Here is a 13,949-nt window from a genome sequence, read left to right as displayed (position 1 = left end):
CTCCTCGGCCCCCCGGCGCAGTGGAGCGTGCTACACCATTCTTCGGCGAGCGTGCACGATCGCGTCCGTCACGCCCCGGTTCGTAGCGTCACGGCCATGAAACGAACGAACACCCCGGGCGGATCGCGCCCCGGTCTCGTCCCCTTCCTGGCGATCAGCTTCGTCGGAGCGTGGATCACTATGATCCCGCTCTGGCTCGACGGCCTCCGGCGGACGAGCGCCGCGCAGGGCACTCCCCGGCTCGCGGCGCTGTGCATGATCCTCATGATGCTGGTGCCGGCGCTGACCGCCTTCGGTCTCACCGCGCGCCGCCGAGGGCCGCGCGAGGCCGTGCGGGTCCTCGGACTCGTCAGGGCCACACCGTGGCGGCACGAAGTCCACTGCGTCGCCACCGCGGTCACGATCCCGCTCGGCCTCACCGCCGCTGGTCTGAGCATGGCCACGCTCGTCGGCTGGTACACCCCCGCGCACCTGCCCGGGCCCGCCACGATCGCGCCGCTCGTGCTGAGCGCGCTGGTGTCCGTGCCGCTGTACTTCGGCGAGGAACTCGGCTGGCAGGGCTACCTGCTGCCCCGGTTGCTACACCTTGGCAGGACCCGCGGCCTACTGATCGGCGGCGCGATCTGGGGGGCGTGGCACGTCCCGATGACGGCGCTCGGCGGAAGCTACCCCGGACATCCGATGCTGCTGGGCATACCGGTGGCCGTGGTGACCGCCATGCTGCTCGGAACGGTGATCGCCGCCGTCCGGCTCTCCACCGGCTCGGTGTGGGCGGCCGTCGCGGCGCACGTGTCACTCAACGAATTCGCGCTGCCGCTGACCCGTGACGTCGCGGGTCGCCTCGTCGATCCGCTGCTCGCCGGGCCACTGAGCATCTCGACCTGGCCGGCGAGCGCCCTCGCCGTGCTGGGCATCCGGCTGACGCACCGACGGCGGGCCGGGCACCGTGCGCCCGGCGACGGCGCCGCCCGACCCATCGACCGTCCGGCAGACCTCGGGGGCGGCCGAGCGGTGTGACAACGGTCATGATCACTTCGTGTCATCCGCGCTGGCGAGCGCCGCCGCCCGATGGCGATGACGGACCGAGGCGATGATGGACCGAATCGAGGGGCGGGACCGCCCCGGGGGCTGTTCAGACGGGGGGTCGGCGATGTCGCCCCACGAGATCGGGCTGTACGCGAGCGCTGCCGTGGTGGTCGGCGTGGGACTGCGGGCGCTGGTGCTGGCCGGCCCCACGAACGCCGCCGGGGCCGGTGGGGGCCCTGCCAGTGCCGGCGGCCCGGGCGAGGTGCTCACGGTGCTCCGGGAAGGCCTTGCCCGGGCGACCCTGGGCCACCCTCGGGTTGTTCGCGGTGATGGCGGTGATGGCGGTGGTCCACCGGCCACCCGACCCACAAGCCCGCAGCAACCGCCCGCTCCGCCCAGGAAGGCCGGACGGCACCCGCACCGGCCGGACACCTCAGCGTCCCTTCGGGGCGAGCACCGCGGCGATCAGTTCCCGGCGGCTGCTCACGCCGAACCGGGCGAACACCGCCGTCAGGTGCTCCTGCACGGTGTATCCGGAGACGTGTAGCCGGGCCACGATCTCCCGGGTGGAGCACCCTTGCAGTACCAGGGCGGTGACCCGGCTCTGGGCCGGGGTGAGGCCGTGGGCAGCCAGCAGCAGGGAGCCGAGTTCGGCGGCGGGCGCCGGCTCGACCACCACCCCGATCTGCTCCCCCGCCCGCCCCCGCAGACGGGTGGCATGCAGGGTCAGCCACTGCCCGTCGGCGGTGCGCAGCCTGACCGAGCCGGGCTGATGCGCGGCCTGCGTCGACGCGTCGGGCGTCCGGGCCAGTTGGGCGGCCACCGAGTAGATCGGCATCGGCAGGCCCTGGATCTCGGGCCCTTCGAGGCGGGCGAGCCACTGTTCGGCGTCCGGGCTGATCGAGACCAGCGAGAGCCCCTGGTCGAGCACGATCACGCCGGGGCCGCCCGCGGTTGCGGCCCCGTCGCCGGTCAGCGCCTGGTGCACGACGTCACGGCGAAGGCCTTCGGCCAGGTGCGGGGCGAGCCTGCGCACGACGTCCAGGTCGGCGGCGGAGAAGCCGGCTTCCGCGTCCGCCCGGTGCAGGCAGAGCACGCCCCAGCACTCGTGCCCGACGACCAGGGCGGCCCGGAGCTCGTCGCCGAGCCCCAGGCCGGCCATGATCTCGCGGTAGCGGGCGCTTGCGGAGCGCTCGCCCCGGGTCGCCCGGTCCAGCGACATCACCGGCTCCGGGCCCCGGGCCAGCGCGGCGAACTTGTTGACGTCCGCGCGGGCGAACTCGTTGTCCAGGAAGAGCGGGGTGGCACCGGCCAGCGGATCCTGGCCGACAGCCGAGGTGAAGAGCAGGGTCGCCGGGTCCACCGAGGCGAAGAACGCGGCCTCCACCGGCAGGATGCCCGGTAGGCGGCGCAGCACCTCGGTGGTCAGGGCGGGCTTGTCCAGGTCGGCGTAGCAGCTGTCGATCAGCCGCTCGACGTGTCGCTCCCGCAGGGCGGCGGCCATGGCACTCACGCTACGCCGCCGCCCGGTCCGGCACGAGCCCGAGCTGGCTCAGCAGACCCAGCTCGTCCAGCCGGCCCCAGCGTTCGGCGATCCGGCCGTCCCGCAGCCGGAAGACGTTGATGCCCTTGAGCACCAGCGTGCGGCCGTCACCGGGGACGCCCATCACCTCACCGTGCCGGGTGCCGGAGGCGGTGAAGAGTTCCACCACCACGTCGCCCTCGCCGATCAGGCGCCCGAGGTCGGAGTGCCAGTCCGGGCATGCCTGCCGGAAGATCGCCCCTGCGGCGCGCATGCCCTCCCGGTCCGTGCCGACGCCGACGGGCGGGTCGTGGTTGACGAAGTCCTCCGTGAGGTAGGTGTCGACGGCTGACAGGTCGCCCCGGGTGAACAGCGCGTCGATGAATGCGGTCACGGTCTGCTTGTTCTGTTCGATGGTGTTCATACGGCCAGCGTCGGCCTGCGGGCCCGGCATCGGAACCCCACTTTTCTGGGGTCCGCACGTCCGAGGACCGAACCGGCGCGGCCTCCCGCCCGGCATGGGACCCCGGAACCCTCCCCGGCCCTTTCTGTCGACGGACGGGCGCCTCCGGGGATGTCCTCCGACCTCATCGGCCCGTAGCCGCCCCCGTGCAGGAGTTCCATTGCAGTCCGCGCGCCCGTGCGTCGCGGGGAAGCGTGGCCCGGTGCCGTTCATGCGTCCCGTGCTCCGCCGCCCCACGGCCCGGCGGACGAGCCGGGCCCTCCCCGGAACGGGGCCGAACGGACCCGGACGGCCCCCGAACGGCCCAGCCGGCACGAGCGGGCCGTCCCGGGTGCCCGTGCCTATCGTTGGTAGCACTCCTTGATCGGAGAGCGGCGAGGGACGGCAGGTGAAGTGTGAACGGACCCGTCATCGACTACCAGGCCGTGTTCCAGGCCCTGCCGGGCGCCGTCGCCCTGCTGACCACCGACCTGGTCTTCGCGGACGCCAACGCGGCGTATCTGGCCTTGTCCGGGCACACGCGCGAGCAACTGGTCGGCCGCTACCTGTTCGATGTCTTCCCCGACAATCCCAACGACCCGGGAGCCACCGGCGTGCGCAACCTGCACGCCTCGCTCCGGCGCGTCGCCGCCACCGGCGAGCGCGACACCATGGCCATGCAGCGCTACGACGTCGAAGACGCCGAGCGCCCCGGCGTGTGGCAGGAACGCTACTGGAGCCCGGTCAACACCCCCGTCCTCGCCCCGGACGGAACCGTGGCGCTGCTGCTGCACCGCGTCGAGGAGGTCACCGAACTCATCAAGGCCCGCGGCAACCGCGGCGGCGACCGCACTCGGGTCCTGGAAGCCGAGCTCTACACCCGCGCCCGCGAACTCCAGGACGTCAACGAACGCCTGCGCCAGGCCCACGCCCGCGAACGCGAGGTCGCCCTCCACCTGCAGGAGGCCATGCTCCCCGCGCCCCAGCCACTCGCTCACCACCGCGCCGCCGTACGCTACCGGCCCGCAACCGGAGCCCTCAACGTCTGCGGTGACTGGTACGACCTCGCCGACCTGCCCGGCACCGCCCACACCGCCGTCGCCGTCGCGGTCGGCGACGTCGTCGGCCACGGCCTCGTCGCCGCCGGCGTCATGGGACAGCTGCGCAGCGCCCTGTCCGCCGCTTCCCGGGTGGCCTCGGGCCCCGCCCAGGCCCTGGAAGTCCTCGGCCTGTACGCCCGCTCCGTGGACGGAGCGGAGAACACCACCGCCGCATCGGTCTTCGTGGACTGGACCGACCACGCGCTCACCTACAGCAGCGCCGGCCACCCGCCGCCCGCCCTGTGCCGGCCCGACGGCACCGTCACCTTCCTCGACCAGGCCACCGACCCCCCGCTCGGCGCCCGCCCCGAACACGTCGTCCGCCCCCAGACCCGTACCGCCTTCACCGAAGGCTCCGTCCTCGTCCTGTACACCGACGGCCTCATCGAACGCCGCCGCGAGGACATCGACACCGGCTTGGGCCGGCTCGCCCGCTCCCTCGCCCGCCACCGCCACGCCGACCCCGAAACCCTCGCCGACGCCCTCCTGGCCGACCTCGTCCCACCCGCCGGACTCACCGACGACACCGCCCTCGTCGTCCTGCGCCTCTGAACCGCAATCTCGGCGCCCGCACTCCCGCCGCTACGGACAGCGACCGAGGGCCGGCCTGGGCGGTGCGCGGCACCGGAGGGTGTGGCGCTCGCGCCCCGCACCTGTCTCCTGATGCTGCGCGCCGACGGCGACGGGTTGTCGCTGCACGCTGCAGCGCGCTCTGCCCGACGAGCGGCACGGTGGTGATCGGTGGCCGTCGCTACCGGGATGCGGTGGGCTGCTCCTGCGGCGCGGGCAGGCGTCCGCGCCCCCTGGCATACCGTCGGCCGGCGATCCAGACGCCCAGTACCGCGAGTGCGGTGACCGGCCAGGTCGAGATGCTCAGCGGTCCGGCAAACAGCGGGTCGACCGGGCCGCCCGACACTGCGCGGGTGAGGGGCAGCGTGAACTCGTTGAGGCACAGGTGTGCCGCGACGGCCGCCCAGACCGACCCGGTGGACAGCCGGATCGTGGCGATCACGGTTCCGAGCAGCGTGGCAGTGACCACGGCCACGGGTATGCCCAGCAGGATCGAATGGCCGGGATAGCTTCCGCCGAGCGCCGTCATCGGCACATGCCAGGCCCCCCAGATCGCGCCGCCGAGCAGCAGGCCACGGATCCTGCCCAAGCCGAGCAGCCGCGGCAACAGGTAGCCCTGCCAGCCGAGTTCCTCGCCGAAGTACAGCGGTACGGACAGCAACGCACTCAGCACCAGCGGCACGACCGTTGCGGGCCCCGGCAGATGCGCGGGGGCGTACCGGCCCGCGAGCGTGGCCAGCGCCAGACCGGCGGCGGTGAGGATCACCGGGATCATCAACCCGACTGCGACGGAACGCAGTTCGTGCCGCCAAGGATTGGCCCTGGCGAGCCCTAGGACCCGCGCGGCCCGGCGCGGTCCGAGGCCGCGCACGGTGAGGCCGAACGCGGTCAGCGCCGGCACCAGCATCATCAGGATCATGCACAGCGCCGCGAGCCGGGGCGTGCCCTGCCCGGCGCTGGTACGGCGCAGGCCCTCCGCCCACAGCGGCACCATGGCGAGCCACGCGCCGACGAAACTGATCGTCAGGAAGAGGGGGAGATCGGAGCGGGAGTGGCCTGAAGCACTCGTCGGTTTCATGGCTGTGACGCTACGAACCACGGGCCGCCCGGGCGATCGCGCAGGCTCGTCGATCAATGGTGTAGCACGCTCCACTGCGCCCGGGGCCACGAAGGGGCAAGACTGGTCGGTGTGAACGACTTGTCAACCACACGAGCACGCGCAGCGCGTAGCGCTCGGGCCGCCGGGTACTGCGCGACCGTGTTCGTCCAGGCCCTGGCCCTGGTCGTGCTGGTGCCCGTCCTGATCTACTCGGCGGTCCTGTGCCTGGTCGGTGCCGGACTGCTCGTCCTGCCGCACGAGCTGCGGCTGCTGCGCCGGCTGGCCGATGGCGAACGCGCCCGGCTGGGACGGTGGGCGGCGCCCACGCCACCCGCCGAGCCGCACGCGAGACACGGCCTGATGGTGGTGCTGTCGGATCCGGCGACCGGCCGCGATCTGCGGTGGGCGGCCGCCGCTGTGCCCGTCCACGCCGTGCTCGGGCTGCTCGGCGCGGCGCTGTTCCTGTTCCCGGCGGCCGCGCTCGTGCTCGGCTTCCTGTGGTGGCTGTTCCCGGCGGACGACCCGATCAGGCTGCTCCTGAACGTCCCGATCGACAGCTGGGGATCCGCGGTCTACGCCGGAGTGCCACAGCTCCTGCTCAGCGTGCTGCTCGCCCTGTACGGCCCGCCGCTGCTCGCCCGGCTGGCGGCGTCCGTGAGCCGCCGGCTGCTCGCCCCCTCGGCCGCCGTGGTCCTCACCGAGCGCGTGTCGACGCTGGACCGGACCCGCACCGGGGCGCTCGACGCGCACGGCGACGAACTGCGCCGCATCGAACGCGACCTGCACGACGGCACCCAGGCCCGACTTGTGTCGCTGGCCATGCAACTCGGCCTCGCCGAGAGGACGTTGAGCACCGATCCGAGCGCGGTGGGCCCGTTGCTGACCCGCGCCCGGGAGGGCGCCGAGGAGGCGATGGCCGAGCTTCGCGACGTGCTGCGCTCCGTCTACCCACCGGTCCTCGCCGACCGGGGCCTCGCCGGTGCGGTCGCCGCGGTCGTCGCCCGCTGCCCTGTGCCCGCCACCGTCGACCTCGGCAACCTCGGCAACCTCGGCAACCTCGGCAGACCCGGCGGACCCGGCGGACCCGGCGGACCGGGAGGGCTCGGCGCCCTGCCGGCGCGGACCGAGGTGGCCGTCTACTTCGCGATCACCGAGGCGCTCACCAACGCCGCCAAGCACGCCGGGGCCGAATCGGTCCTGGTGACCCTGGCCCGGACCGGCGGCACGCTCCGCGCGGAGATCACCGACGACGGCCGCGGCGGCGCGGCCGAGCGCGATGGCACCGGACTGCGCGGCATGCGGCAGCGCATCGAGGCGGTCGACGGCACACTGCGCGTCCAGAGCCCGCCCGGCGGTCCCACCGTGATCACCGTGGAGTGCCCGTGCGGATCGTGATCGCCGAGGACAACGCGCTGCTTGCCCAGGGACTCACCGCGCTGTTGGAGGCTCTCGGGCACCGGGTGCTCGCCACCACGGAGGAGGCCGGGTCCTTCGTGGAGGCCGTCCTGACCCACCGGCCGGACGTGGCGATCGTGGACGTCCGTCTCCCGCCGTCCTTCACCGACGAAGGCATCCGGGCCGCGCTGCGCGCCCGGGAGCGCCTGCCCGGCCTGCCGGTCCTCGTCCTGTCCCAGTACGTCGAGGACACCTACGCCCGGGAACTCCTCGACGACGGCACCGGCGTCGGGTACCTGCTCAAGGACCGGGTCGCCCGCGTCGACGACTTCCTCGACGCGCTCCACCGCGTCGCGGCCGGCGGCACCGCGCTGGACCCCGACGTGGTCCGCCAGCTGCTCGCGACGCGCGGCAACCCGCTGTCCCGGCTGACCGAGCGCGAACGCGAGGTGCTCGCGATGATGGCGCAGGGGTACGGCAACTCCGAGATCGCCGACCGCCTCGTGGTGACCGAACGGGCCGTGCACAAGCACGTCGGGAACATCTTCATGAAGCTCGACCTCCCGCCCGAGGACAGCGGCGACCGCCGCGTCCTCGCGGTCCTCACCCACCTCGGAGTCCCCCAACGTCGACCCCGCCATGCAGAGCGTCGATGAGTTCGGGCGTCACTTGCAGCTCAGCAGGCGTCGTCCGTCCAGTGACCAACGGCCTCGCACTCGCCCGCTACCGGTTTTGGTCCGGACCCGGTCTGGACGGTCAGCCGGCGAGGGAGACGGCGAAGGGCTTGAAGCCGTGTCGGCGCAGGATGTGGGGGACCACGAGGATCATGGCCTCGGTGGCGCGGGCCGTGATGATGCCGCCGAGGTCCTCGATCCATGCGGGCTGCCAGCCCAGGTCGCCGAGCAGGGCGGTGACGGTCTCCTTCGCGTTCTGGTCATCGCCCGAGAGGTAGGCGGTCGGTGGCGTGGCCAGGGTTTCGGGGGCGGTCATGACCATGAACAGCATGGTGTTGAGGGTCTTGACCACATGGGTGTCGGGGAGGGCGGCCTGGAGTTGCTCGGCGAGGCTGCTGCCGGGGTAGCACAGGTCGCCGGGCAGGCCGTCATCGGCGTCGTGGGTGGCGTTGGAGACGTCGACGAGGAGCTTTCCGGAGAGCTCGGTGCGCAGGCCGGCCAGGCGCTCCAGGGAGCTGTCGCCGGGTGTCGCGTTGATCACGATGTCCGCGGTGCGGGCGGTGGTGCGCTGGTCGGCGAAGGCGATCTGCGGGGCGATGCCCGCGGCGAGGGCTGCGGTCTCTTCCGGGTTCCGGACGCCGAGGGTGACGCGGTGTCCGGCGGCGGAGAGCTTGCCGGCGAGGTTGGCGCCGACGCGGCCGGCGCCCAGGATGCCGATGCTGGTCATGAGGTGATGCTCCTTGCGGTGCGGGGTGGGCAGAGGGGAGGTGGGCAGAGCGGAGGTGTCCGGTCAGGCGATCGGCGACAGGACCTTGAGGGCGGCGGCGTGGATGCCGGGGGCGGCGGCCAGGAAGTCGCGGCTGCCCGTGTTCCAGGGCTCGCCCGCCAGGTCGGTGACGGTGCCGCCGGCCTCGGAGACCAGCAGCGCACCGGCGACCAGACCGGAGCGAACGTCGGAGAACTGCCAGAAGGCGTCCGTGCGGCCGGCCGCGACGTGGATGAGCTGCATCGTGGCGGGAACGGAGACGCGTACGACCAGGCCGTTGATGAGCATGGCGGTGACCGAGTCACCGATCCGCCGGAAGGTGCGCTCGTCCTCGCCGGGCCTGGCCTGGCCGGTGCCGACGAGCGCGGCACCCAGATCGGTCTTGGCCGACACGTTCAGGGACCGGCCGTTGAGACGGGCACCGCCGCCGGCGACAGCGGTGTAGGTGTCGCCGGTCAGTGGCAGGTGGACGACGGTGAGCACCGGCTGGTTGTCGCGGACCAGGGTGGCGGTCACGGCCCAGTCGTCCATGCCGTGAACGTGGTTGATGTTGCCCTCGGCGGGGTCGACGACCCACCACTCCCCCGACGGGAGCGCACCGCCGGCCAGCTCGTCCTCGGCCCACCGCGATCCCCGCCGGGCCCGCAGCAGCGGCTCGCGCAGCACGTCCAGCACCGCGTCGTCGTTGGCGTGGATCTCGGCGACGACCTCCTCCAGGCTCACGCCCCGGGCGTTGGGGGTGTGGCGCTCGCGCAGCGTGACGCCCGCGGTCTTCACCGCGGCGGTCACCTCGGACAGGAGCGTCGTGCCGGCGGCGAAAGGCGTGGCGGTGCTCATAGGGGGCTCCCTGAGTTCGATGTGTGCGGGCGGTTCGTCTCGCGCCTGCACTTCGAAGGTAGGCCCCTCCATCATTAACAACAAGTGCATGCTATTCACTTGTAGAGTTACTGGCATGCAACTGGATATGAACCTGCTCACGGCCCTGGACGCACTACTGGAAGAAGGCAGCGTCGCCGGCGCCGCAGCACGCCTGCACGTCACCGCACCGGCGATGAGCCGCTCCCTGGGCCGTATCCGCAAGGCCACCGGTGACCAGATCCTGGTCCGCACCGGCCGCAGCATGGTTCCCACCACCCGCGCACTGGCCATGCGCGCCCAGGTCCACGCCCTCGTGCAGCAGGCCCACCACCTTCTGTCCGCGCAGCAGGAACTCGACCTGCCAGCACTGGACCGGGTGTTCACCCTGCGCTGGCACGACGCCCTGACCGCCGCCTGCGGCACCGCCCTGATCACCGCCGTCCACCGCCAGGCCCCCGGCGTCCGACTGCGCCTGACCGCCGAACCCGGAACGGACGACGCCGAGTTGCGCCGGGGTGAGGTCGACCTCGAATCGAGCTCCAGCCCCCCGGCGCTCCCCGACATCCGCCACCGCCTCGTCGGCAGCGATCATCTGGTCGTCGCCGTCCGGCCGGGCCACCCCCTCACCGAAGGCCCGCTGGGCATCGAGCGCTACGCAGCCGCCGAGCACCTCACCGTTTCGCGACGCGGAAGCCTGCGCGACCCGATCGACGACGCCCTGACCACCCGCGGCCTCGAACGACGCGTCGTCGCCGCCGGGCCCACCGCCGCCTTCGCACTGCAACTCGCCCTCGGCAGCGACCTGGTGGTGACCGTCCCCGACGCGGTCACCCGCGCGGCCCGGCACCGACTCGGCCTGACCACACTGGCGCTGCCACTGCCGTTGCCCGAGGTCCCCCTGTACCTGCTGTGGCACCAGCGCTACGACGACGACCGCGCCCACACCTGGCTACGGGACCTGGCCGCCGAAACCGCCCAGGCACTCTTCACACCACCGACCGCCTCCCGACAACCCCTCACCAACCGGACCGGGCAGTGACGGATACGCCGGGCGGAGGAAGAAGCACTGCTACGGGTGGTAAAGAGCCTGGGCACGCGCCCTGTCGACAGGCCCGTCCCCGCCAAGGTGCAGGAAGTAGTCCACCTGCCACACCTGCGTGGCACGTGCCTGACGGTTGGTCGTTGTCACCCACGGCGGGTACACACGAAAACCTCGCTTCCCGCCTGCGTGACCCCGGGACACGACGCCACGCTCGCACAGCACCTCGCGCGGGAACACGAACTGCCCGAAGTGGCCGCCCTCTCGGCTGCTGACGACGAAGAGGTCGACCCCGTCCTCGGCGTCGAAGGGCCTGATCGGCCCGCCCTCGGACCGCTGCCACACGGTGACGAACTGGCCGACCTTCGTCGGGGTGGTCTTCGCCACGCGGAACCGGACCGAGAGCCCGTCGAGGGTGAACCCGTGAGCCGCGTACTCGGCGCTCTCCGGTTCGGGCACCGGCTGCGAGCAGGCAAAGCCACTCGGGTCGTACACCGATTCCTTCACCGCCAGGAGATCACCGTGAAGCCCCTCCCACAGCCCGTTCGTCGCCACCCCCACCCCACCGACGTGGATGGTTCAGGTCAGCGCTGCCGCTATCGCGGATGTCCAAGTGGCTGTGGCACGGCGGGCCAGCCGGCTGGTCGGGGCGTAGCCCTCGAAGAGGTGGAAGGCGCCGGGGACTACGTGGAGTTCGGTGTGGATGCCGGCCGCGATCAGGCGGTTCGCGTAGACGAGGGCCTCGTCGCGGAGGGCGTCGGCCTGGCAGATCTCCAGGTAGGCGGGCGGGAGGGCGCTGAGGTCCTCGGCGCGGGCGGGGGCGGCGTAGGGGTCGGCTTCGGTGGAGGCCAGGTAGGGCTTCCACATGTTGCGCACGACGCGGCCGTCGACGATCCGGTTGTCGGTGCACTCGTCGACGGAGGGGTGGGCGCAGCGGTCGTCGAGGGCCGGGACGAGCAGGAGTTGGTACGCGAGGGCCGGGCCGCCTCGGTCGCGGGCGGCGAGGGTGACGGCCGCCGCGAGTGCGCCGCCGGCGGAGCGGCCGGCGACGGCGAGGCGGGTGGGGTCCACGCCCAGGTGGGCGGCGTTGGCGGCGGTCCAGCACAGGGCCGCGTAGCAGTCGTCGAAGGCGGCGGGGTAGGGGTGTTCGGGGGCCAGGCGGTAGTCGACGGAGACGACCACCGCGCCCGCGGCCAGGCAGAGGTCGCGGCAGTTGCCGTCGCCGGTGTCGAGGTCGCCGGAGATGAAGGCGCCGCCGTGGAAGTAGAGGATGCCGGGGCGCGCGCCCGTCGCCGCGGTCGGCTGGTAGATGCGGACGGTGAGGTCGCCGACCGGGCCCGGGATCACGGTGTGGCGCACGGTGATGCGTGGGTCGTTCGCCGGGGGCTTCGCGGCGAGCAGTGACCGCAGGTGGGCCCGGGTGGCCGCCGGGTCGGCCAGCGGGTCGAAGGGCGGGACACCGTCCAGGACGTCGGCTATCTCGGGGTGCAGGCGCATCACGGCTCCACGACTCCATAGTCTCATTGATATGGTTGCAGCGCGATGACGGTAATGGTCTCAGTGATATGGTGTCAATTGGTAAAGTGAGAGAGGAACGCCATGCCGAAGGACCTGACGCCGTCGCAGCTCGTCGTGCTCGGGCTGATCGCCCGGAACGGGCCGATGACGCCGTACGACCTGAAGGCCAAGGTCGAGGGGTCCGTCCGCCACTACTGGCCCATCCCGCACGCCCAGCTCTACCGCGACCCGCCCCGCCTGGCCGAGCTGGGGCTGCTACGCGAGGCAGCGGAGGACCACGGCCGCCGACGCCGGGTGTTCCACCTCACCGACGCCGGCCGGCGTGCGCTCCGGGACTGGCTCGCCGACCCCGCGACGCCCGAGCCGGAGACCCGGAATCCCGCCCTGCTCAAGCTGACCTTCGCCGACCTGGGCGCGCCGGGCCAGGTCGCGGAGCTCGCGGCGGCCCAGGCGGCGCAGCACCGGCGATCCCGGGACACCTACCAAGAGCTTCGCGACCGCCTCGATCCCGACGCCCCGGACACCCCGGCCCGCACCCGGCTGATCACGCTCGGCATCGCTCACGAGCAGAGCTACGTCACGTTCTGGGAAACGCTGGCAGCCGATCCGGACGGGACGGGCGCACCGCCCTCCTAGTCAGTCGGCCGGCCGAGGGCGGGGGGACGGTCTTCGGCGGGCCCTCCCGCCATCGGGTGACCGCGCCGCACGCAGTGACCCTGTCGGGCCCGGCGGGAGAGCCGCAAAAACTGACCCGCCCCGGTCCGCACCGAGAGCACGTCAGTCCACCTACGTCGGATTGGCCTTGGCGGCACCGGTCCTGCTGCCGCTACGGTCCCCGGCATGCACCTCTACGTCGTCGATGCCTTCACCGATCGTCCCTTCTCCGGGAACCCGGCTGCCGTGTGCCTGCTGCCGGCCGGACAATGGCCGGACGCCGCGTGGATGCAGCGGATCGCGACCGAGATGAACCACTCCGAGACTGCGTTCGCCCTACCGCTGACCGCTTCGACCGAGGCCGACTGGGCCATCCGGTGGTTCACCCCGCGAGTCGAGGCCGACCTGTGCGGCCACGCCACGCTCGCCACCGCGCACGCGCTACGCACTGCGAAGGGCCTCGTCGGAGCCGTTCGGTTCCTGAGCCGCAACCACGGCGTTCTCGTCACCCACGCCGACGCGCAGGGCGCCATCACACTCGACTTCCCGGCGGCCCCCGGCACCGCGGTGCCCATGCCGGACCAGCTCGACAAAGCCCTGGGAGCCGTCCCCGAGGCCGCCTTCCGCTCCGACGGCCTCGGCGACCTGCTCGCGGTCTTCCCGGACGAGGCTACGGTCCGGGCCCTCACGCCAGACCTCGACACCCTTGCCGAGCTGACGAGCCGCGAGGAACTGCGGGGCGTCATCGTCACGGCCCCCGCCGCCGGGACCGGCCCGGGCCACGACTTCGTCTCCCGTTTCTTCGCACCGGCCAGGGGCATCCCCGAGGACCCGGTAACCGGCAGCGCACACACCACACTCGCCCCGTACTGGTCGGCACGACTCGGCCGCGAGGAACTCACAGGCCTCCAGACCTCCGCACGAAGCGGCCTGGTACGCACCGCTCTGCGCGGCGACCGCGTCCACCTCACCGGGGACGCCGTCACGGTCCTGGACGGCGCCCTGCACGTCTGACGCCCCAAGGAACTCCTTCGGCGGCTGACATCACGAGTTGTGGTTCTGGCTCACTTCCGTGACGCGGCCACGCCGAGCGATCGGCCGGAGTCCAGGGTCCAGGGCGCCTGTGTGTCCCCGTGTCAGAGCGGCGGGTCTTCGGCGCAGGCGCCCCCGCACCCGCACCCGCACCCGCACCCGCACCCGCACCCGCGGGCATTTCCCGCCCGAGCCGGCCGCGTTGCTGCTCGCGCTTACCCCGGCGCGTCCAGCACGGGCGCAGCGCGGCGTTG

14 protein-coding genes are annotated in these 13,949 nt (G+C 72.7%); 7 read left to right on the top strand and 7 right to left on the bottom strand.

The features are described 5' to 3' along the window. Positions 1 to 96: 96 nt before the first annotated feature. Entirely contained in the window at positions 97 to 1,017 is a 921-nt protein-coding gene (locus ACIGG8_RS16670; RefSeq protein ID WP_396548675.1) for a CPBP family intramembrane glutamic endopeptidase, read from the top strand. 442 nt (positions 1,018 to 1,459) lie between these two features. Here the strand turns inward: ACIGG8_RS16670 and ACIGG8_RS16665 are convergent, their stop codons facing one another. Next, complete coding sequence (locus tag ACIGG8_RS16665; protein WP_396548673.1) at positions 1,460 to 2,530, bottom strand: LuxR C-terminal-related transcriptional regulator; 1,071 nt, start codon at positions 2,528 to 2,530, stop codon at positions 1,460 to 1,462. 10 nt (positions 2,531 to 2,540) lie between these two features. Then, positions 2,541 to 2,972 (bottom strand): ester cyclase, encoded by a 432-nt coding sequence (locus ACIGG8_RS16660; protein WP_396548671.1) that lies wholly within the window; start codon positions 2,970 to 2,972, stop codon positions 2,541 to 2,543. Between the two features lie 434 nt (positions 2,973 to 3,406). Here ACIGG8_RS16660 and ACIGG8_RS16655 point away from each other — a divergent pair, with 434 nt between their 5' ends. After that, entirely contained in the window at positions 3,407 to 4,642 is a 1,236-nt protein-coding gene (locus ACIGG8_RS16655) for a PP2C family protein-serine/threonine phosphatase (RefSeq protein WP_396548670.1), read from the top strand. A 199-nt stretch (positions 4,643 to 4,841) separates the two neighbouring features. Here the strand turns inward: ACIGG8_RS16655 and ACIGG8_RS16650 are convergent, their stop codons facing one another. Further along, the gene (locus ACIGG8_RS16650; RefSeq protein ID WP_396548669.1) at positions 4,842 to 5,738 is read right to left on the bottom strand and encodes a CPBP family intramembrane glutamic endopeptidase; all 897 of its coding nucleotides are present in this window, start codon (positions 5,736 to 5,738) and stop codon (positions 4,842 to 4,844) included. 180 nt (positions 5,739 to 5,918) lie between these two features. Here ACIGG8_RS16650 and ACIGG8_RS16645 point away from each other — a divergent pair, with 180 nt between their 5' ends. Together ACIGG8_RS16645 and ACIGG8_RS16640 are read left to right on the top strand one after the other, a co-directional pair. Continuing rightward, a complete protein-coding gene (locus tag ACIGG8_RS16645) occupies positions 5,919 to 7,154 on the top strand; it encodes a histidine kinase (protein ID WP_396548667.1) in 1,236 nt (411 codons plus the stop codon). After that, complete coding sequence (locus ACIGG8_RS16640) at positions 7,142 to 7,810, top strand: LuxR C-terminal-related transcriptional regulator (RefSeq protein WP_396548665.1); 669 nt, start codon at positions 7,142 to 7,144, stop codon at positions 7,808 to 7,810. The genes ACIGG8_RS16645 and ACIGG8_RS16640 overlap by 13 nt, the downstream gene beginning before the upstream one ends. A gap of 100 nt (positions 7,811 to 7,910) precedes the next feature. On the opposite strand, the gene ACIGG8_RS16635 is transcribed toward ACIGG8_RS16640, so the two are convergent. Together ACIGG8_RS16635 and ACIGG8_RS16630 are read right to left on the bottom strand one after the other, a co-directional pair. After that, positions 7,911 to 8,555 (bottom strand): NADPH-dependent F420 reductase, encoded by a 645-nt coding sequence (locus ACIGG8_RS16635; protein ID WP_396548663.1) that lies wholly within the window; start codon positions 8,553 to 8,555, stop codon positions 7,911 to 7,913. A 63-nt stretch (positions 8,556 to 8,618) separates the two neighbouring features. Then, on the bottom strand, positions 8,619 to 9,431 hold the full coding sequence (locus tag ACIGG8_RS16630; RefSeq protein ID WP_396548661.1) for an inositol monophosphatase family protein: 813 nt from the start codon (positions 9,429 to 9,431) through the stop codon (positions 8,619 to 8,621). A gap of 115 nt (positions 9,432 to 9,546) precedes the next feature. Here ACIGG8_RS16630 and ACIGG8_RS16625 point away from each other — a divergent pair, with 115 nt between their 5' ends. After that, entirely contained in the window at positions 9,547 to 10,491 is a 945-nt protein-coding gene (locus ACIGG8_RS16625; protein WP_396548659.1) for a LysR substrate-binding domain-containing protein, read from the top strand. A 30-nt stretch (positions 10,492 to 10,521) separates the two neighbouring features. Here ACIGG8_RS16625 and ACIGG8_RS16620 read toward each other — a convergent pair whose 3' ends face one another. Together ACIGG8_RS16620 and ACIGG8_RS16615 are read right to left on the bottom strand one after the other, a co-directional pair. Continuing rightward, positions 10,522 to 11,046, bottom strand: coding sequence for a MepB family protein (locus tag ACIGG8_RS16620; protein WP_396548658.1), 525 nt, complete (start codon positions 11,044 to 11,046; stop codon positions 10,522 to 10,524). A 24-nt stretch (positions 11,047 to 11,070) separates the two neighbouring features. Further along, positions 11,071 to 11,988: an alpha/beta hydrolase gene (locus ACIGG8_RS16615; protein WP_396548657.1), complete on the bottom strand. Its 918-nt coding sequence runs from the start codon at positions 11,986 to 11,988 to the stop codon at positions 11,071 to 11,073. Between the two features lie 102 nt (positions 11,989 to 12,090). Here ACIGG8_RS16615 and ACIGG8_RS16610 point away from each other — a divergent pair, with 102 nt between their 5' ends. Further along, positions 12,091 to 12,645, top strand: coding sequence for a PadR family transcriptional regulator (locus ACIGG8_RS16610; protein WP_396548655.1), 555 nt, complete (start codon positions 12,091 to 12,093; stop codon positions 12,643 to 12,645). A 204-nt stretch (positions 12,646 to 12,849) separates the two neighbouring features. Continuing rightward, positions 12,850 to 13,677, top strand: coding sequence for a PhzF family phenazine biosynthesis protein (locus ACIGG8_RS16605; protein ID WP_396548653.1), 828 nt, complete (start codon positions 12,850 to 12,852; stop codon positions 13,675 to 13,677). The last annotated feature ends 272 nt before the right edge of the window (positions 13,678 to 13,949 follow it).

This window comes from Kitasatospora sp. NPDC085464, assembly GCF_044541955.1.
In the GTDB taxonomy this organism is placed as follows: Bacteria; Actinomycetota; Actinomycetes; order Streptomycetales; family Streptomycetaceae; genus Kitasatospora.
The sequence above is the reverse complement of the archived record's forward strand: the minus strand, read 5'-3'. Positions and strand labels throughout refer to the sequence as shown.

Excerpts from the sequence above, each read along its gene's own strand:
- ACIGG8_RS16670 (WP_396548675.1), top strand. The coding sequence starts at position 97 with ATGAAACGAACGAACACCCCGGGCGGATCGCGCCCCGGTCTCGTCCCC.
- ACIGG8_RS16665 (WP_396548673.1), bottom strand. The coding sequence starts at position 2,530 with ATGGCCGCCGCCCTGCGGGAGCGACACGTCGAGCGGCTGATCGACAGC.
- ACIGG8_RS16660 (WP_396548671.1), bottom strand. The coding sequence starts at position 2,972 with ATGAACACCATCGAACAGAACAAGCAGACCGTGACCGCATTCATCGAC.
- ACIGG8_RS16650 (WP_396548669.1), bottom strand. The coding sequence starts at position 5,738 with ATGAAACCGACGAGTGCTTCAGGCCACTCCCGCTCCGATCTCCCCCTC.
- ACIGG8_RS16635 (WP_396548663.1), bottom strand. The coding sequence starts at position 8,555 with ATGACCAGCATCGGCATCCTGGGCGCCGGCCGCGTCGGCGCCAACCTC.
- ACIGG8_RS16630 (WP_396548661.1), bottom strand. The coding sequence starts at position 9,431 with ATGAGCACCGCCACGCCTTTCGCCGCCGGCACGACGCTCCTGTCCGAG.
- ACIGG8_RS16625 (WP_396548659.1), top strand. The coding sequence starts at position 9,547 with ATGCAACTGGATATGAACCTGCTCACGGCCCTGGACGCACTACTGGAA.
- ACIGG8_RS16615 (WP_396548657.1), bottom strand. The coding sequence starts at position 11,988 with ATGCGCCTGCACCCCGAGATAGCCGACGTCCTGGACGGTGTCCCGCCC.
- ACIGG8_RS16610 (WP_396548655.1), top strand. The coding sequence starts at position 12,091 with ATGCCGAAGGACCTGACGCCGTCGCAGCTCGTCGTGCTCGGGCTGATC.
- ACIGG8_RS16605 (WP_396548653.1), top strand. The coding sequence starts at position 12,850 with ATGCACCTCTACGTCGTCGATGCCTTCACCGATCGTCCCTTCTCCGGG.